Annotated in this window: 14 protein-coding genes, 2 pseudogenes and 1 riboswitch; of the genes and pseudogenes, 11 read left to right on the forward strand and 5 right to left on the reverse strand. The window is 72.1% G+C overall.

Annotation, left to right across the window (positions count from 1 at the left end; all coding sequences use genetic code 11):
* Nucleotides 1-28: 28 nt before the first annotated feature.
* The gene (locus AS97_RS15495) at nt 29-1,081 is read left to right on the forward strand and encodes an MBL fold metallo-hydrolase (protein ID WP_210565103.1); all 1,053 of its coding nucleotides are present in this window, start codon (nt 29-31) and stop codon (nt 1,079-1,081) included.
* A 96-nt stretch (nt 1,082-1,177) separates the two neighbouring features.
* Here AS97_RS15495 and AS97_RS47355 read toward each other — a convergent pair.
* Nucleotides 1,178-1,822, reverse strand: a pseudogene (locus AS97_RS47355) (transposase); the annotation flags it as partial.
* Nucleotides 1,823-1,948: 126 nt separating this feature from the next.
* Between AS97_RS47355 and AS97_RS47360 the strand changes: the two are divergent.
* The 7 genes and pseudogenes from AS97_RS47360 to AS97_RS15525 form a co-directional block, all read left to right on the forward strand.
* Nucleotides 1,949-2,237, forward strand: a pseudogene (locus tag AS97_RS47360) (cytochrome P450); the annotation flags it as partial.
* An 82-nt stretch (nt 2,238-2,319) separates the two neighbouring features.
* The gene (locus AS97_RS15500) at nt 2,320-2,892 is read left to right on the forward strand and encodes a GNAT family N-acetyltransferase (protein ID WP_247204379.1); all 573 of its coding nucleotides are present in this window, start codon (nt 2,320-2,322) and stop codon (nt 2,890-2,892) included.
* A 56-nt stretch (nt 2,893-2,948) separates the two neighbouring features.
* Nucleotides 2,949-3,023: riboswitch (cobalamin riboswitch) on the forward strand.
* A 168-nt stretch (nt 3,024-3,191) separates the two neighbouring features.
* On the forward strand, nt 3,192-4,484 hold the full coding sequence (locus tag AS97_RS15505; protein WP_210565105.1) for a prenyltransferase/squalene oxidase repeat-containing protein: 1,293 nt from the start codon (nt 3,192-3,194) through the stop codon (nt 4,482-4,484).
* A gap of 314 nt (nt 4,485-4,798) precedes the next feature.
* Entirely contained in the window at nt 4,799-5,419 is a 621-nt protein-coding gene (locus AS97_RS15510; RefSeq protein ID WP_236670216.1) for an SCO2322 family protein, read from the forward strand.
* Nucleotides 5,420-5,427: 8 nt separating this feature from the next.
* Nucleotides 5,428-6,732: an energy-coupling factor transporter transmembrane component T gene (locus AS97_RS15515; RefSeq protein WP_247204380.1), complete on the forward strand. Its 1,305-nt coding sequence runs from the start codon at nt 5,428-5,430 to the stop codon at nt 6,730-6,732.
* Nucleotides 6,729-8,351: an ABC transporter ATP-binding protein gene (locus AS97_RS15520; RefSeq protein WP_125759395.1), complete on the forward strand. Its 1,623-nt coding sequence runs from the start codon at nt 6,729-6,731 to the stop codon at nt 8,349-8,351. Before AS97_RS15515 ends, AS97_RS15520 begins: the two co-directional genes overlap by 4 nt.
* On the forward strand, nt 8,348-9,304 hold the full coding sequence (locus AS97_RS15525; protein WP_247204381.1) for an ECF transporter S component: 957 nt from the start codon (nt 8,348-8,350) through the stop codon (nt 9,302-9,304). The genes AS97_RS15520 and AS97_RS15525 overlap by 4 nt, the downstream gene beginning before the upstream one ends.
* A gap of 59 nt (nt 9,305-9,363) precedes the next feature.
* Here AS97_RS15525 and AS97_RS15530 read toward each other — a convergent pair whose 3' ends face one another.
* Entirely contained in the window at nt 9,364-9,930 is a 567-nt protein-coding gene (locus AS97_RS15530; RefSeq protein ID WP_059148527.1) for a hypothetical protein, read from the reverse strand.
* 381 nt (nt 9,931-10,311) lie between these two features.
* Here AS97_RS15530 and AS97_RS15535 point away from each other — a divergent pair, with 381 nt between their 5' ends.
* The gene (locus tag AS97_RS15535) at nt 10,312-11,472 is read left to right on the forward strand and encodes a UDP-N-acetylglucosamine--N-acetylmuramyl-(pentapeptide) pyrophosphoryl-undecaprenol N-acetylglucosamine transferase (RefSeq protein ID WP_282615723.1); all 1,161 of its coding nucleotides are present in this window, start codon (nt 10,312-10,314) and stop codon (nt 11,470-11,472) included.
* A gap of 265 nt (nt 11,473-11,737) precedes the next feature.
* Here the strand turns inward: AS97_RS15535 and AS97_RS15540 are convergent, their stop codons facing one another.
* Nucleotides 11,738-12,907 carry a steroid 3-ketoacyl-CoA thiolase gene (locus AS97_RS15540; RefSeq protein ID WP_086706355.1) on the reverse strand — a complete coding sequence of 390 codons (1,170 nt, stop codon included), beginning with the start codon at nt 12,905-12,907 and terminating at the stop codon, nt 11,738-11,740.
* Nucleotides 12,908-13,169: 262 nt separating this feature from the next.
* On the opposite strand from AS97_RS15540, the gene AS97_RS15545 reads away from it, so the two are divergent.
* Both AS97_RS15545 and AS97_RS15550 read left to right on the forward strand, forming a co-directional pair.
* On the forward strand, nt 13,170-14,402 hold the full coding sequence (locus tag AS97_RS15545; RefSeq protein WP_059148507.1) for a cytochrome P450: 1,233 nt from the start codon (nt 13,170-13,172) through the stop codon (nt 14,400-14,402).
* 86 nt (nt 14,403-14,488) lie between these two features.
* Nucleotides 14,489-14,758, forward strand: a complete 270-nt coding sequence (locus AS97_RS15550; protein ID WP_210567461.1) for a hypothetical protein — start codon at nt 14,489-14,491, stop codon at nt 14,756-14,758.
* Between the two features lie 74 nt (nt 14,759-14,832).
* Here AS97_RS15550 and AS97_RS15555 read toward each other — a convergent pair whose 3' ends face one another.
* Both AS97_RS15555 and AS97_RS15560 read right to left on the reverse strand, forming a co-directional pair.
* Nucleotides 14,833-15,465 (reverse strand): superoxide dismutase family protein, encoded by a 633-nt coding sequence (locus tag AS97_RS15555; protein ID WP_059148509.1) that lies wholly within the window; start codon nt 15,463-15,465, stop codon nt 14,833-14,835.
* Between the two features lie 98 nt (nt 15,466-15,563).
* Nucleotides 15,564-17,651 carry a bifunctional glycosyltransferase 87/phosphatase PAP2 family protein gene (locus tag AS97_RS15560; RefSeq protein ID WP_086706349.1) on the reverse strand — a complete coding sequence of 696 codons (2,088 nt, stop codon included), beginning with the start codon at nt 17,649-17,651 and terminating at the stop codon, nt 15,564-15,566.
* Between the last annotated feature and the right edge of the window lie 196 nt (nt 17,652-17,847).

Here is a 17,847-nt window from a genome sequence, read left to right on the forward strand (position 1 = left end):
ATGCTTGTGTCGAGGAGAGGGGGAGCCGATGGCGCAGGTGACGCGGGTGACCGAGCACGGCGGCGGGGTCTGGAGCATCCCGGTCCCGATCCCCGACAATCCGCTCGGGCACACCCTGGTCCACCTTCTCGACACCGACCGCGGCCCGGTCCTGATCGACACCGGCTGGGACGACCCCACGGCCTGGGACACCCTCACCGCCGGGCTCGCCGCCTGCGGCACCTCCGTCGCCGATGTCCACGGCGTCCTCGTCACCCATCACCACCCCGACCACCACGGGCTGTCCGGCCAGGTGCGGGAGGCGTCCGGGGCGTGGATCGCGATGCACGCCGCCGACGCCCAGGTCGTCCGGCGCACCCGCGAGGCCGAGCCCTCCCGCTGGCTCCTCTACCTGGAGGAGAAGCTGAGCGCGGCCGGGGCGCCCGAGGAGCATCTGGCCCCGCTGCGCGCCGCCCGCGCGGCCGGCCGCGCGGGCCTTCCGGGGCAGCGGCCCGCCCTCCCCGACCGCGAGATCGTCCCCGGTGAACTCCTCGATCTGCCCGGCCGCCGGCTGCGCGCCGTCTGGACCCCCGGCCACACCCCCGGCCATGTCTGCCTCCACCTCGAAGAGGCCCACCCGGCGGCCGGCGAGGGCATGCCCGGCCATGGCCGCCTGTTCTCCGGTGACCATCTGCTGCCCGAGATCACCCCCCATATCGGGCTCTACGAGGACCCCGACGACACGACCGTCATCGACCCCCTCGGCGACTATCTCGACTCCCTCGAACGCGTCGCCGCCCTCGCCCCGGCCGAGGTGCTCCCGGCCCATCAGTACGCCTTCACCGACGCCCCGGCGCGAGTGCGCGCGCTGCTGAGCCACCACGAGGAGCGGCTGGCCGGGCTGCTGACCCTGCTCACCACCCCGCTCACCCCGTGGCAGCTCGCCGAATCCATGGAGTGGAACCGCCCCTGGGAGCAGATCCCCTACGGCTCCCGCAACATCGCGGTCTCGGAGGCGGAGGCGCATCTGCGCCGGCTGGTGAAGCTGGGCAGGGCCGAAGCGGTGCCGGGCAGCAATCCTGTTATGTACCAAGCGATTTGATTGGCTGCTCCCTTCCCTGATGGGTGGGGATTCCTGGCTCAGGCTGCCTCCGGGAGCTGCGCTCCCGGAGGTCTTACGCCCTCGGCACCAGCCGGGTTCAGAGGTGGTGGTCGCGGTCTGCTTCACACCCCAGTCCACACCGAGCACCCTGCCGGTCTCCGGCAGCGGCCGCACCCGGGCGGGGACCACAAACGAGCAGTACCAGTGCCCGACACTGTCCTGGTACACGCGCACCGAGGAGGGTTCGGCGGGCAGCGCCCGCGACCACACCACCGTCAGCGCGATCCCTCCCGCCAGGTACAGACGGTCGTCCCTCAGCCGGAACCCGCGCCGGGTGTAGTTCAGCGTCGGAAAGGCTTCGCGCTTCTTCTTCCACTTCGGCATACCGGCCCGCTGCCGCTGAGGCAGCCGTTCCCGGATGTCCTTGTGCGCCTTGGCGCGGGACCTGCCGAAGTCCCGGATCACCTGCTGCTGCGGAACGCTGGAACCCTCGCGTAGCCACGGCGTACGCTCCCGCGCCTCGGTCAGCATCCGGTCGAGCTGCGCCGGGCCACAGGTCCGCTTCCCACCCGTGGTCTTGTTGTACAGGTGGGTGGCCCTGGACTTGGCGACGCATTCGTTCCAGATCCACCGGCACCGGTCCCACTCCGCCAGCAGCGCCCCACGCGCGGTCGACGACACGCGAAGCCGGTACGTGTACCGGGCGTGCCCGGCCCCGTCGGCTTCACTTGGCGTCATCATGTCGCCAACGTAGCGTCACCGTCCGTTTCTCACGACGCATCCCGGCAGACCTACCCGAACGGGTGACCGACCAAGCTGCTGCGGACCGGCGGCCCCTCAGCTCCGGGGTCCTTCATCTCCTGGAGGCTGGCGTGGAGCGCGGGCCCGCACACCTGCCTCGCGAAGGACTCGGCCCAGCTCATCGATTCCGTCGCGATCGAGAAGCTCCTCGACTGCCTCCCCGACCTCGAACTGGCGCTTCCGGCCGATCAGTTGGAGTGGCGGCCCGGCCCCTTCCACCGGGCCCTGACCGCGCTGCCGGTGCGCATCGGACACGGCATCCGTCACGACTGCGCCGGAGTCCGACCCCGGCTCCGAGCGCGAGACCCGGCGCCGCTGGTGGAAGTCCCTGGCCCAGTGGTGGCGCCGCGGGTAGCGGAGAGCACGGAGCACGCTGTCCCCGGCCCCCGGCATTATCGGATTGCCGGGTGGTGTCCGGCCGCGTAGCGTCGCGGCGCATGACCGCGACGCTGCGCACCGCGCGCCTGCTGCTCGAGGCGTACCGGCCCGAGGACGAGGACGCCTTCGTGGCGCTCTTCCAGGACCGGCGGGTGTCCCGCTGGATGGGGGACGGGACGCCCGCCCCGGAGGCGGAGGACCGGGCGCTGTTCGGGCGGATCTTCACCAAGGTCTACGCCCGGCGGCTGTTCGACGTCTGGGCCGTCCGCGAGGACGGCCGGTACGTCGGCCACGCCGAGATCAAGCCGACCGAGGTCACCGGCGGCCACGAGATCGTCTACGCGCTGGCGCCGGAGGCGTGGGGGCGCGGCCTGGGGACGGAGCTGGCCGAGGCGGTCGTCGGCCACGGCTTCGACGCGCTCGGCCTAAGCGCGGTGCACGCCACGGTCACGGCGGCCAACGACGCCTCGCTGGCCCTCCTCACCCGGCTCGGCTTCGCGCACCGCCGCGATATCGAGGAGGACGACGGCACCACGACGCGCTGTCTCACCCTCGTCCGGGGCGACCGGCGTCCATGGACGGCATCGGCGAGCGGCCTCCGTGAGGGGCCGAGGGCGAGGGAGGGCGGCTGAGGTCGTCCGATAAGTCGGCGGATAAGCTGTCCGTAAACTTCATACGCGTCCGATCGGGGGAAGCCGGTGCGATTCCGGCGCTGACCCGCAACCGTGAGTGCGCCCCGCGGGGCGTACGAGCCGGAACACCCGGGCGGGCGCGACGACGCAGGCTCCCGCCGCCGGAGGACCGGTGGCGGCACCGTCGAGGTATGCGGAGCTGAGCCGGGTGCCAGACGTGTCGCGGAGCGTTCCGCGCGCGGATGGACGGCCGTGCGCGGCTGCGTGCGCCCGTCCACCGACCGAGAGGCACCACAGCCATGAACATTCGCCGCAGCGTGGCGGCTCTTTCCGTGTGCGCCGCCCTGGGCGCGGCCGCCGCGCCTGCCGCGGTCGCCGACGACAGCCCGGCCGGGCGTTCCAAGGGGCTCTACGGCGCCAAGGACCCGAAGTTCGACGGGGTGTGGCGGCAGTCGCTGGCGCTGCTCGCCCAGGACGCGGTGGGCGTCACCCCGGCGAAGTCGGCCATCGACTGGCTGGCCGGGCAGGGGTGCGCGGACGGCGGTTTCGCGGCGTATCGCGCGGACACCTCGAAGGCGTGCGACCCGAAGAAGGGCGAGTTCACCGACGCGACGGCGGCGGCGATCCAGGCGCTGGCCGCGGTGGGCGGCCGCGCCGACACCGTGGAGAAGGGCGTCGGCTGGCTGAAGCGCCACCAGAACGACGACGGCGGCTGGGGCATGAACCCGGGCGGGCCGAGCGACGCCAACTCCACCTCGGTGGCGATCGGCGCCTTCGCCGCCACGGGTCAGGACCCGGCGAAGCTGAACTCCAAGGGCGGCAAAAGCCCGTACGACGCGCTGCTCGGACTGCAGCTCGGCTGCTCGGCGAAGGCGGAGGAGCGCGGGGCGTTCGCGTACACCGCGGACAAGGGCAAGCCCGTCGCCAATGAACTGGCCACCGCGAGCGCGGCGCTGGCCACCCAGGGCAAGGGCTTCGTCTTCGAGACGGTCGGCAAGGACGGCGGCGCGACCCCCGAGCCGCTGCGCTGCGCGGGCGGGAAGGGCGGGGCCGACAAGGCAGACGGAGCAGACGGAGCCGGTACGCCGAAGGATGCGGCGGAGGCCGCGCTGGCCCATCTGTCCCGCGTCATGTCCGACACCGATATGCACCTGAAGTCCGCGATGCCCGGCGCCAAGGACCAGCCCGACTTCGGCGGCACCGCCGACGCCGTGGTGGCGCTCGCCGCCGGGGAACACAGCGCCACCGCGGGCAAGCCACTGCAGTGGCTGCAGGGCAAGGACAGCGGCGCGGCGGCCTGGGCCAAGGGCGACCCGGGCGCGCTCGCCAAGCTGATCCTCGCGGCCCACGCGGCCGGCGCCAACCCGCGCGACTTCGGCGGCACCGACCTCGTACAGCAGCTCAACGCCACCGGCCCGAAGCCCGAGGCGGCGGACCCGGGCGCGGAGTCGGACGGCAAGAACGAGAAGAGCGAGAAGAAGAGCGACGACGACGGCGGGGTCGGCGGCGTGTGGTGGACCGTCGGCGTCTGCGCGGTCGCGGGTGTGGGCATCGGCTTCCTGCTCAGCGGCCGCAAGAGGCGGCAGCTTTGAGCTTGCACACGAAGGCGGCCTCGGCCCCGCACACGGAGGCGGCTTCGGCCCCGCGCACGGAGGTGGCTTCGGCCCCGCGCACCGGCGCGGCTCGGGCGCGGCGCATCCGCGCGACGTGGGTCCGGTGCGCGTACACGGCATGGGCCCTGTGTACTCGCCCGGCTCGGGTCCTGCGCAACCGCGTGGCTCAGGCCCCGCGCGCCCACGCGGACTCGGCCGTACGCCCGCGCGCGGCCTCGGCCCCGCGCACACGCCCCGCCCGGTTGCTGTTGTCCGTCGTTGCCGCGCTGCTGCCCGTCCTCGTTCTGTTCGCGATGTTCGGCGCTGCCCCCGCGCAGGCTGCCGATGGGTATCGCTACTGGTCGTTCTGGCAACGGGGCGGGGACGGCGGAGGCTGGACCTATGCCGTCCAGGGGCCCTCGTCGGCGCGGCCCGGTGATGGTGACGTGATCGGTTTCCGCTTCGCGGTCAGCGAGGACTCCGACGACGCCACCCGGCCGCGCGGTACGGCCGGTTTCACCGCCGTCTGCGCCGACACCCCGGCCAAGGGCGGCACCAAACGGGTCGCGGTGGTCCTCGACTTCGGCACGGCCGCCGACGCGCCCGACCACCGGACGCCGCCCGCGCCCCGTACGGAGTGCGCACAGGTCGGCGAGGACGCCACCGCCGGGGAAGCGCTCGCCGCGGTCGCGAAACCGCTGCGCTACAACTCCGCCGCGCTGCTGTGCGCCATCGCCGGATATCCGGAGTCGGGCTGCGGTGACAAGGTGACCACCTCCGGGAAGGCCCACGCCGCCCCGAAGGGCGACGGCGGCGAGGCGAGCGACGGCGGCGGCGGCTCAGGTGGCCCCTCCGCCGGGCTGATCGGCGGGCTCGCCGCCGTGGTCCTGCTCGGCGCCGCGGCGGTGTGGCAGGCGCGCCGCCGTCGCGTATGAGCGCGCGGATGACCACTATGCCGCCACCGCGCGCCACTCCCGACGCCACCGCCCCGCGCCGCAGCCGCACCGGGTTCCGCACCCGCACCGGGTTCCGCCCCCGTCCGCGAGCCGGTGCCCCGCGCAGCGGAGGCGCGCTGCACGCGGGGGCCTGGTGGCTGTGGGCGCTCGGGCTGGCCACGGCCGCGTCCCGGACCACCAACCCGCTGCTGCTGGGGCTGCTCATCGCGGTCGCGGGTTATGTGGTGGCCGTACACCGCACGGACGCCCCGTGGGCCCGCTCGTACACCGCGTTCCTCAAGCTGGGCCTTGTGGTGCTGGCCATCCGGCTGTTCTTCGCGGTCTTCTTCGGCTCGCCGATCCCCGGGACGCAGGTGCTCTTCACACTCCCCGAAGTCCCGCTACCCCACTGGGCGCAGGGGGTGCGGATCGGCGGCCGGGTCTCGGCCGAGGGGCTGGTGTTCGCGCTGTACGACGGGCTACGGCTGGCCACCCTGCTGATCTGCGTCGGCGCCGCGAACGCGCTGGCCAGCCCGGCGCGGCTGCTCAAGTCGCTGCCCGGCGCGCTCTACGAGGCCGGGGTGGCGGTCGTGGTGGCGATGACCTTCGCACCGCATCTGGTGGCGGACGTCCAGCGGCTGCGCTCCGCCCGCCGGTTGCGCGGCCGCCCCGACCGGGGTGTGAAGGCGCTGCTGCAGGTCGGACTGCCGGTGCTGGAGGGCGCGTTGGAACGGTCGGTGGCCCTGGCGGCGGCGATGGACGCGCGCGGCTACGGCCGCACGGCCCAGGTCCCGCCCGCGGTCGCCCGTACCACCACCGCGCTGACGCTGGGCGGACTGCTCGGCGTCTGCTGCGGTACGTACGGCCTGCTCTCGGCCGAGGGCGCGGGCTACGGTCTGCCACTGCTGCTCGCGGGCCTCGCCGCCGCGCTCGGCGGACTGTGGCTGGGCGGCCGCCGCTCGGTGCGCAGCCGCTACCGTCCGGATCGCTGGGGCGTCCGGGCGTGGCTGGTGGCGGGGTCGGGTGCGGCGGTCGCGGCACTGATGATCCGCGCCGCCTCGTACGCCCCCGGGGCTCTCCAGCCGCCCGTCGTCCCGCTCACCGCCCCGACGCTGCCGCTGTGGCCCGCGGCCGGGGTACTGCTGGGCCTGCTCCCGGCCTTCGCGTCCCCAGCACCAACACGGGCTCCGGCCCGCGAACCGGTCCCGCCGGACGAGGCCCCCGACAACCACCCCATCCCCACCGCACACACCCCGCCCGGCGAGCGAGAGGACGAGCGAGCCGGGGCGGGGGCCGAGGAGGCCAGCCCGTGATCCGGTTCGAGCAGGTGTCGGTCCAGTACGACGGGGCGGCGCGGCCCGCACTCGCGGGGGTGGATCTGACCGTTCCCGAGGGCGAGCTGTGTCTGCTCGTCGGTCCGTCCGGGGTCGGCAAGTCGACACTGCTGGGCGCCGTCTCCGGTCTCGTGCCGCATTTCACCGGTGGCACCCTGCGCGGCCGCGTCACCGTCGCGGGCCGGGACACCCGTACCCACAAGCCGCGCGAACTGGCCGACGTCGTCGGCACCGTGGGCCAGGACCCGCTCGCGCACTTCGTCACCGACACCGTCGAGGACGAGCTGGCCTACGGCATGGAGTCCCTCGGCATCGCGCCGGACACCATGCGCCGCCGGGTCGAGGAGACCCTCGATCTGCTGGGCCTCGCCGAGTTGCGGGACCGTCCCATCGCCACGCTCTCCGGCGGGCAGCGGCAGCGCGTGGCGATCGGCTCGGTGCTCACCACCCACCCCCGCGTCCTCGTCCTCGACGAACCGACCTCCGCCCTCGATCCGGCCGCGGCCGAGGAGGTGCTGGCCGTGCTTCAGCGGCTGGTGCACGACCTGGGCACCACCGTGCTGATGGCCGAGCACCGCCTGGAGCGGGTGGTGCAGTACGCGGACCAGATGATCCTGCTGCCCTCCCCCGGCGCCGCCCCGCTGACCGGCGCACCGGCCGAGCTGCTGCCGGTGTCGCCCGTCCAGCCGCCCGTGGTGGCGCTGGGCGGCCTCGCGGGGTGGCCGTCGCCGATGCCGCTGTCCATACGGGACGCGCGCCGCAAGGCGGGGCCGCTGCGGGAGCGGCTGGCGTCGCTCACGCCGCGGACGGTGGCCGATCCGCCGCCGGGCGAGCCGGTGGGCGAGGTGGCGCGGCTGTCCGTGCGCCACGGCCGGGTCGAGGCGCTGCGCGGGGTGGACCTGTCGGTGCGGCCGGGCGAGACGGTGGCGCTGATGGGACGCAACGGGGCGGGCAAGTCCACGCTTCTGGCCAGTCTGGTCGGGCTGCATGAACCGGCCTCGGGGTCGGTGCGGGTCGGCCCGGGCCGGGTCGTACCGCACCGCACCCGCCCCGCCGAACTGCTGCGCCAGGTCGGCCTCGTACCGCAGGAACCGCGCGATCTGCTCTACGCGGACACGGTCGCCGCCGAATGCGCGGCGGCCGACCAGGACGCGGGCGCGGCGCCCGGCACCTGCCGTGAACTGGTCGGCCGGCTGCTGCCGGAGGTGGCGGACACCGCCCACCCCCGCGATCTGTCGGAGGGGCAGCGGCTGGCGCTGGCCCTGTCCGTCATCCTCACCGCCCGCCCGCCGCTGCTGCTGCTCGACGAGCCGACGCGCGGGCTCGACTACGCGGCGAAGTCCCGGCTGGTGGAGATGGTGCGGGGGCTGGCGGCGGACGGCCATGCGATCGTGCTGGCCACCCACGATGTCGAGCTGGCGGCCGAACTCGCCCACCGCGTCGTCATCCTGGCCGAGGGCGAGGTGGTCGCGGACGGGCTCACGGCGGAGGTGGTGGTGTCCTCCCCAGCGTTCGCCCCGCAGGTGGCCAAGGTCCTGGCCCCGCTGCCGTGGCTGACGGTGCCACAGGTGCGCGAGGCGCTGGAGGGAACACCATGAGCGGGCAGCGCCCCCTGAGCGACGAACCACACCGGGCCAGGGCGTACGGCACACAGCCGACCGAGACGCACGACACCGGGCCGACCGCCGCATACGGCGCACAACCAACCACGACGCACGACACGACGCCGACCGGGGCCTCCAGCGGCCGCGTCCGGGCCGTGCGCCTCGGCCCCCGCTCCGTGGCGGCGCTCGCCCTCGTCTCCGCGATCGGTGTCGTCGCCTTCGGGTGGCCGCTGTTCGCACCGGGCGACTCCGGGATCACCACCCACGCCGCCGACGCGCCCTGGCTGTTCGCCGCGCTGCTTCCGCTCCTGCTGGCCGTGGTCGTGGCGACCATCGCGGACACCGGTCTGGACGCCAAGGCCATCGCGATGCTCGGGGTCCTGGCGGCGGCGGGGGCGGCTCTGCGGCCACTGGGCGCGGGGACGGCCGGGATCGAGCCGATGTTCTTCCTGATGGTGCTCTCGGGGCGAGTGCTGGGCCCCGGTTTCGGCTTCGTCCTGGGCGCCGTGTCGATGTTCGCGTCCGCGCTGCTCACGGGCGGGGTGGGCCCGTGGATGCCGTTCCAGATGCTGGCCATGGGCTGGGTGTCGATGGGCGCGGGGCTGCTGCCGGGCGCCGCCCGGCTGCGCGGCCGGGCGGAGTCGCTGCTGCTCGCCGGGTACGGGGCGGTGGCGTCCGTGGCGTACGGGACGGTCATGAACCTGCAGGGCTGGACCCTGATGCAGGGCATGGCTTCGGGGATCTCCTACGTCCCCGGCGATCCGCTCGGCGAGAACCTCGCCCGCTTCGTGGCGTACTGCCTGACCACCTCGCTGGGCTGGGATCTGCCGCGCGCCGTGGTCACGATGGTGCTCACCCTCACCCTCGGCGGACCGGTGCTGCGAGCGCTGCGCCGGGCCACGCGCCGGGCGGCGTTCGAGGCCCCGGTGGCGTTCGAGGACGGGTAGCCGGGCGGGCCCGGCGCGTTGTCCGCACCGGGCCCTTGACTACTCCCGCTGGCGGGGCGTCAGTTCTGGTGGAAGACGCTGGCGTCCCACTGGGCGACCCACCTGCCATCGCCGAACCCCAGGTTGGCCGTGCACTTATAGGTGTCACCGTCGCAGTTCAGGGCGGTCACCGGCACCGGGGCGGCGGCCTCCCGCGGAGCCTTGACCGTCTTCGCCGACGCGGCGGGCACGGCATTGGTCACCGCCTGGTGGAACACATTGGCGTTCCACTGGGCGACCCACCTGCCGTCACCGAACTGAAGCCCGGCGGTGCACTTGTAGGTGTCCCCGTCACAGGTGAGGGTCGTGACCGGAACCGGGGCCGCGGCGCTGCGCAGCGCGTCCGCCGACCGGGTGGCCCGCTGATGGCTCGCCGCGCTCTGGTGGAATACGTTCACATTCCACTGGGCGACCCACCTGCCGTCACCGAACGCCAGGTTGGCCGTGCACTTGTAGGTATCGCCGTCACAGTTGAGGGCGGTCACGGGGACGGGCGCGGCGTTGGCCGCCGGGGCGACCGCCGTGGCGGCCAGAGCCAGGGCTCCCAGCCCCAGGAACGTACCGGTGAGCATTCGGCGAGCTGACATATCGTCGCTTCCCTTCGACTCCGACCGCACAAGGCGCAATTCCCCATCAAACACCCCAAGCGGCCAATTCGATGACATCACAGAGATTAGCTGGCTTTAAAGGATTTTCATGCGCTCGTACTACATGAACTCATATGCGAAACACCGCCCGTTACGGCGATGGCGGTCACCGTGGATTGACGATTCCAGGCATACGAAAACGGCGGCGCCCCAAGGGGCACCGCCGAGGAATCGATACCGCCGAAATCCAAGCCCGGGATTCCGGTCGATCAGCGCTCGACCATAGCCACACTCTCGCCGATGGCGGGGCGCGGCTGGAATCGTCCTTCGGGCTGCGGTCGAGCCAGTAGGGTGCGCGGGGTGAACGAACCTGCTTCCCGTCTGTCGAGTACCTTCCGCCTCATCGTCACGGGCGGAGGTACCGGCGGCCACACCTACCCTGCCTTGACCGCGGTTCGGGCGTTGCAGGCCCGGCTGGCGGCCGAGCGCCGCGCGCTCGATGTCCTCTGGATCGGCACGCCTGACGGGCTGGAGGCCCGCGTCGCCCCGGCCGAGGGCATCGCCTTCAAGACGGTCGCGACGGGCAAGATCCGCCGGTCCGCGAACCCGCTCAAGATGATCAGCCCGGCGAATGTCAAGGACATGGCGCGGGTACCGCTCGGTGTCGCCCAGGCCCGCAAGATCGTGTCGGATTTCCGGCCGGACGTCGTCCTCGCGACCGGCGGGTACGTCGCCGTCCCGGCCGGGCTGGCGGCGCGGATGTGCAAGCGTCCGCTGGTGCTGCATGAGCAGACCGTGCGGCTCGGGCTGGCGAACCGGAAGCTGGCCGGTTCGGCGGCGCGAATCGCCGTGTCGTCGGAGTCGACACTCCCGCTCCTCCCAGAGGCCGTACGGTCTGCGGCCGTTGTCACCGGGAACCCAGTGCGGCCGGAAGCGTTGGCCGGCCACGCGGAGAAGGCGGTCGTCGGGCTCGGGTTGACCGGCTTCGACCGGCGGCTCCCGACGCTGTACGTCACCGGCGGCGCCCAAGGCGCACAGCAGATCAACGATGTGATCCGGGACGCCCTCCCGTGGCTCCTTGAACGGGCCAACATCATTCACCAGTGCGGGCCGACGAACGTCGAGGCCCTGCGCACGACCGCGGCCGGGCTCCCCCAGCACCTCACCGGCAGGTACTTCCTCACCGGGTTCGTTGGCCCAGAACTCCCTGACGTCCTGGCGCTCGCCGACGTCGTGGTCTCCCGTAGCGGTGCCGGCACTCTCGCGGAGCTCACCGCCCTCGGCAAGCCCGCGATCTTTGTGCCTCTGGCCTCCTCGGCGGGGAATGAGCAGGCGCACAACGCGCGGCACCTCGAGGAGGCGGGCGCCGCCGTCGCGCTGGAGGGCGAGGTCACCGCGGACCGGCTGCAAGACGCCCTCGGGCCGCTCCTGACCGACCCGGCGCGGCGGGCGGGGATGGCGGAGGCGGCCCGGGCGCACGGACGGCCGGACGCGGCGGACAGGCTCGTGGACGTGATCCTGTCCGCCGCGTCCGGCGGGTGAGCGGCCGAGGCGGGTCATGATGTGCCCGTCCAGGCGCTCAGAACCCGTCAGCGCATCGGGCAGGGGATTGTCGGGCGGATGCGGTTGGCGGTGCATGCGACGACCTGGACCGAGGCGAATCCGGTACCTCGCAGGTACCATCCGCCGACGACATCGCCGCCCCAGCCGAGCCGGTCATCCGCTGCCGCGAACCACTCGGCCTGAGGCTGCCGCCCGCCGGGCGGACGGCCAACGCCCCCGGCCGCGACCGCAGCCTGACCGCCCGCTACAGCCGCTGGATGATCGTGCCCGTGGCCAACGCCCCACCCGCGCACATCGTGATCAGCGCGAATTCCTTGTCCGCGCGCTCCAGTTCATGCAGCGCCGTCGTGATCAGGCGCGCCCCCGTGGCCCCCACCGGATGCCCGAGCGCAATCGCGCCGCCGTTCACGTTCACCTTCGCCAGGTCCTGCTCGAAGACCCGTGACCAGGACAGCACCACCGAGGCGAACGCCTCGTTGATCTCGACCAGATCGATGTCCTTCAGCGTCATCCCGGCCTTGCCCAGCACCGCCTTCGTCGCGTCGATCGGCCCGTCCAGATGGAAGTGCGGATCGGTGCCGACCAGGGCCTGGGCCACGATGCGGGCGCGGGGGCGCAGCTTCAGCGCGCGGGCCATCCGCTTGGAGGCCCACAGCACCGCGCACGCGCCGTCGGAGATCTGGGAGGAGTTGCCCGCGGTGTGCACGGCGGCGGGCATGATGGGCTTGAGTCCGCTCAGCGCCTCCATGCTGGTGTCGCGCAGCCCCTCGTCCCGGTCGACGGCCCGCCACATGCCCTCTCCGGCCGTCTGTTCCTCCTCCGTCGTCGGCACCTGCACCGCGAAGGTCTCGCGTTTGAACCGCTCCTCCGCCCAGGCCCGCGCCGCCCGCTCCTGGGAGATCAGCCCGAGGGCGTCCACGTTCTCCCGGGTCAGGCCGCGGTGGCGGGCGATCCGCTCGGCGGCCTGGAACTGATTGGGCAGATCCACGTTCCACTCCTCCGGGAACGGTTTGCCCGGCCCGTGCTTGGAGCCGCTGCCCAGCGGCACCCGCGACATGGCCTCGACCCCGCAGCCGATGCCGATGTCGATGACACCGGTGGCGATCATGTTGGCCACCATATGGTTGGCCTGCTGCGACGAGCCGCACTGGCAGTCCACCGTCGTCGCCGCGGTCTCGTACGGCAGGCCCATCGTCAGCCAGGCGGTGCGCGCGGGGTTCATCGACTGCTCCCCCGCATGGGTGACCGTGCCGCCGACGATCTGCTCGACGCAGTCGGGCTGTATAGCGGTACGGGCGAGGAGTTCGCGGTAGGTCTCGCCGAGCAGATAGGCGGGGTGGAGGTTGGCGAGCGCGCCTCCGCGCTTGCCAATGGGAGTGCGTACGGCTTCGACGATGACGGGTTCCGCGGCCATGGCTGTCTCGTCCTCTCATCGCATCCGCGGGGCTCCCGGCAGCGCCCGCGCCAGAACTAGTACGCGTTCTAGTTCTTCAGCTCAGTCTGCTGAGGCCCGGCCCGGCGGCGCAAGGGTTGTGCAGGGGTTGGGCGGACCAGGAGCGGCACCAATCCCCCGAAACAATGGCCGCGTTCTCTCTTGCGACTTGTAGAACCGGTTACTACGTTGCGGACACTTCTGATAGGCCGTCAGATCTCCCGTAAAGATCTCTGGAGTGGCCATGTCCTGTCCAGCGCTCCCCGAAGGCTTTGACCTCACCGACCCCGACCTCCATCAGCACCGGGTGCCACTCCCGGAGCTCGCCCGGCTGCGGCAGACCGCTCCCGTGTGCTGGATCCCCCAGCCCCACGGCATCGCCGGGTTCGGCGACGACGGCTACTGGGCCGTCACCCGTCACACCGATGTCAAGGAAGTCTCCACCCGGCCGGAGATCTTCTCCTCCCACGCCAATACCGCGATCATCCGCTTCAACGAGCACATCCAGCGGGACCAGATCGACGTCCAGAAGCTGATCATGCTCAATATGGACCCGCCCGAGCACACCCGGGTCCGCCAGATCGTCCAGCGCGGCTTCACCCCGCGCGCCATCCGTGCCCTCGAGGACGCCCTGCGCGACCGCGCGGAACGCATCGTGGCAGGGGCCCGGGAGAGCGGCAGCGGGGACTTCGTCACCGATGTCGCCTGCGAACTGCCGCTGCAGGCGATAGCCGAGTTGATCGGCGTCCCCCAGCGGGACCGGTCCAAGATCTTCGACTGGTCCAACAAGATGGTCGCGTACGACGATCCGGAACTGGCCATCACCGAGGAGATCGGCGCCGAGTCGGCCATGGAGCTGATCTCGTACGCCATGAACCTCGCCGCCGACCGCAAGGCGTGCCCGGCCAAGGACATCGTCAGCCGGCTGGTGGCCGCCGAGGACGAGGGCAATCTGGGCTCGGACGAGTTCGGCTTCTTCGTGCTGCTGCTCGCCGTCGCCGGCAATGAGACCACCCGCAACGCCATCAGCCACGGCATGCACGCCTTCCTCACCCACCCCGACCAGTGGGAGCTGTTCAAGGCCGAGCGCCCGGCCACCGCCGCCGACGAGATCGTGCGCTGGGCCACCCCCGTGATGTCCTTCCAGCGCACCACCACCCAGGACACCGAACTGGGCGGACAGCGCATCGAGGCGGGCGCGCGGGTCGGTGTCTTCTACTCCTCCGCCAACAACGACCCCGAGGTCTTCGACCGCCCCGAAGACTTCGACATCACCCGCGACCCCAACCCCCATCTGGGCTTCGGCGGTGGCGGACCGCACTTCTGCCTCGGCAAGAGCCTCGCGGAGCTGGAGATCCGGCTGATCTTCCAGGCCATCGCGGACACCCTCCCGGACATCCGGCTCGCGGGCGAGCCCCGGCGGCTGCGCTCGGCCTGGCTGAACGGGATCAAGGAGCTGAGGGTGACCTACGCGTAAGCTGTTCGTGGCGCGCCAGGAGTCCCGCACGGCGAGTTCGAACGCGAGGCCGGGCAGCGGCTCGACCTCACCAAGATGCTCAAGCTGTGCCTGATGCACGACCTCGTCGAGATGGACGCGGTGGCCGTACGACCGAAGCGTGTCTGGTGCGCGGGGTGGACCGGCTCAATCCCACCCTGATGCGCTGTCTGACCGGCCAGGGCTGGGGTGATATGGCCACCGACAGCCACGCTCCCGTGGACGCCGAGGCGCTGGACGGGCTGCATCTGCCACGGGTCGCCGTGAGCGAGACGCTGCGCGCGCTGTACGAGGGGATCAGGAACGCCTCGGTGGAGGGTGGGCTGCTGCCGCCCTGAGGCCGACCGCCCTCCGAAATCCCGAGACGCCCCCGAACGCCGCTACGTGACCGGAACGCCGGAACGGAACGCCGCTACTTGAACGGCACGTTCACACACGCCACCCGGGCGCCGGCCTGTCCGGCCTTGCCCGACGTGGTGCCCGTCGCATGCTGGTGGATCACCACAGAACGGGCCTCATCGGGCCGGAAGTTCCACTTCACCCAGGACTTGGCCCAGCCCTTGCCATTGCTCTTGGTAGTGACGTCCAGCCACACCTCGTTGTGCGGGTTGGCGTACTTCGAGTTGGTCGAGGGCTGCTTGGGGTCCTGCTTGTTCTGGTAGTGCGGCCCCGACGAGTCGGGCTTGGTGCCACACGGCTTCGTGTGGACGTGGATCCCGAAGTGGTGATCGGCCGCGAGGCCACGCACGCTGATGAACACGAACGTGCCCTTGTGCATCTTGTACTGGCCGTGGCCCTCCCCACCTTCGTGGTGGTTCTCCATGCCCTTGCCGCTCAGCCGCGCCTCCGCGATGAACACCGACGCGGACGTCGGCACCAGCGACTTGTCGTAGGTCACCGCACCGGCGTGCTTCGCCTCCGACGCCGGCTGGAACCTGTCGTGGACGAAGACGAAGGGGTGCGGCGGCGCGGCGGCCGCGGGGGTCGCTATGGCCATCGAAGCGCCCATCGCGACCGCCGCGGTGACTGCCTTCACCAGGGACATCGTTGATCCCTCCTCGGTCGGGGCCCCGCTCCCCGTCTCGATTCCCGGATCCCCCCGCTTAACGCGCTTGTGCGCCTTTGCGCCCCCTTCTCACCACGCTAGACCCGCTGGTCATGGTGCTCAACGCGAGCCTGTCCCCCTTTCGGGGGCTCGTCCGCGGCGTCGGACCGATCCTTCCCGGCGGACTCGGCGTCGACCGGCTCCGCATCGTCGTGCCCACCGCCGCGCTGCCGCACCAGCCCCCTGGCCCGGGCCACCGCGGCGCCCATCGCCGCCGACAGCGGTGGCGCCTCCTCGCGCGGGCGCTTGCCCACACCGAGCAGCACGTACTGCAGCCCGAACCCGGCCGAGACGATGGCCGCGCCGCCGACCGCGTCCAGCACATAGTGGTTGGCGGTGCCCACGATGACCGCCGTCGTCAGCAGCGGGTACAGGATGCCGAGCACCTTCGCCCACATGTACGGCGCCACGATCGCGATGACCACTCCGCACCACAGCGACCACCCCACATGCAGCGAGGGCATGGCCGCGTACTGGTTGGACAGCTTGGTGAGCGCGCCGAAGTCCGGGTTGTTCAGATCCTGCGGGCCGTGCGCGGTGTCCACGTACCCGAGCCCCATCAGCCGCGGCGGGGCCAGCGGGTAGAGCCAGAAGCCGACCAGGGCGAGCATCGTGGCGAAGGCCAGCGGGGTACGGGCCCAGCGGTAGGTCGCCGGGCGGCGCAGATACAGCCAGGCCAGCAGGGACAGCGGGATCAGGAAGTGGAAGGTGCTGTAGTACCAGTTCATGAAGTGCTTGAGCCATGAGGTGTCCGCCACGATGGCGTTGAACCAGTGCTCGATGTCGATATGCAGCCGGCTCTCGAGGGTGAGCACCTGGTCTCCGTGGCCCTCGGCCACGCTGCGCTCGTCCGGGGCATGGGCCCGGATCCAGGAGTAGGCGAAGTAGCCGACGCGGATCAGCATCAGCTCGAGCATCAGGTTCGGGCGGGACAGCGGCCGCTTGAGGAAGCGCAGCAGCGGCACCCAGGCGTAGCGGCTCTTGGCCGGGTCGGCGACCGGCGTCGGCTCGGGGTCGTCCCAGCGCGGCGAGGTGCGGGAGTGGAACGGCACCACACAGGCGGCGGCGAGCGCGGCCAGAAGCGGCGCATTGTAGCCAATATGGCCGAGGATCTCGATGTCGGGCAGCAGCGCGGTGCGGCTGAGCGACATCGCCAGCACCACCAGAACCGGCCACACCAGCCGGTCGGAGCCGCGCCGCCCCACTCGGCCGACCACGGCCAGCAGGATCCACAGCTGCTGGTGCTGCCAGGAGGTGGGCGAGACCGCGAGCGCTACGCTGCCGGTGATGGCGGCGGCGAGCAGTAGCTGCCCGTCCTTCGCGTAGTGCACCGCGCGCCGCAGGCCGATCACCGCGACGGCGACCGCGAGCACGGCCAGCAGCGCCAGCTCGACCGGGCCCTCGAGACCGATGCGCAGCAGCAGCCCGTGCAGCGACTGGTTGGACAGACTGTCGGCGGGCGCGCCGAGCCCGGCACCGCCGATGTGGTGGCCCCAGTACGTCCAGGAGTCGTGCGGCATGGCCGCCCAGGCGAGCGCGGTGCACACGGCGAACGTGGCGCCCGCCAGCGCCGCGGCCCGGCGCCGGCCGATGAGCCACAGCACGACCGCGAACAGCAGCAGCGCGGGCTGCAGCGCCGCGGCGACCCCGATGAGCACACCGGCCTGCCGTCCGGAGGTGCTGGGCAGCACGGTGAGGACGACCAGGAGCACCGGGATGATGCTGGTCTGGCCGAGGGTGAAGGTGTTGCGCACCGGAAGCGAGAGCACCAGCAGGCTGATGGCCAGCGGTGCGGCGATCAGCGAGGTGCGGCGGGAGACCGGGCCGGGCAGCGCACGGGCCGCGACCAGCCCGAGGATCACGACCAGCAGCAGGGTGCCGAAGGTCCAGGCGACCCCGAGGCTCTGCTCGGCGGCCCGGGTCAGGGGCTTGAGGACGAGCCCGGAGAACGGTGTGCCGGTGAAGGAGTCCCCGTCGTACAGCGACCCCCTGACATGCAGCACACCCTCTTCGCCGATCCAGGTCTCCAGGTCGGTCAGCCGCTCGTCGGGTGGCAGCCGCAGCACCGCCGCCGCCTGACGGACCGCCAGCAGGCCGGCCAGGAGCCACAGGGCCGCGAGCCCCATTCTGGTCCGTGACGTCCGCGCCCCGACGGCACCGGGGCCCGACCCCGTGTCCGGGGTTCTCCCCAGTCCGCTCCGCTCCACGTTCGCCACGCCCTGCCGCTCCCCCACTCGCTCTTTTCACCTGTCCTGGATGTTTGGAGACCCTACTGAGCCCACTACTCAGACGCCGAACACGCCCACTTCACCTGACCGTCGT

The sequence above is a fragment of the Streptomyces sp. AgN23 genome (genome assembly GCF_001598115.1).
GTDB classification, from domain to species: Bacteria; Actinomycetota; Actinomycetes; order Streptomycetales; family Streptomycetaceae; genus Streptomyces; species Streptomyces antimycoticus.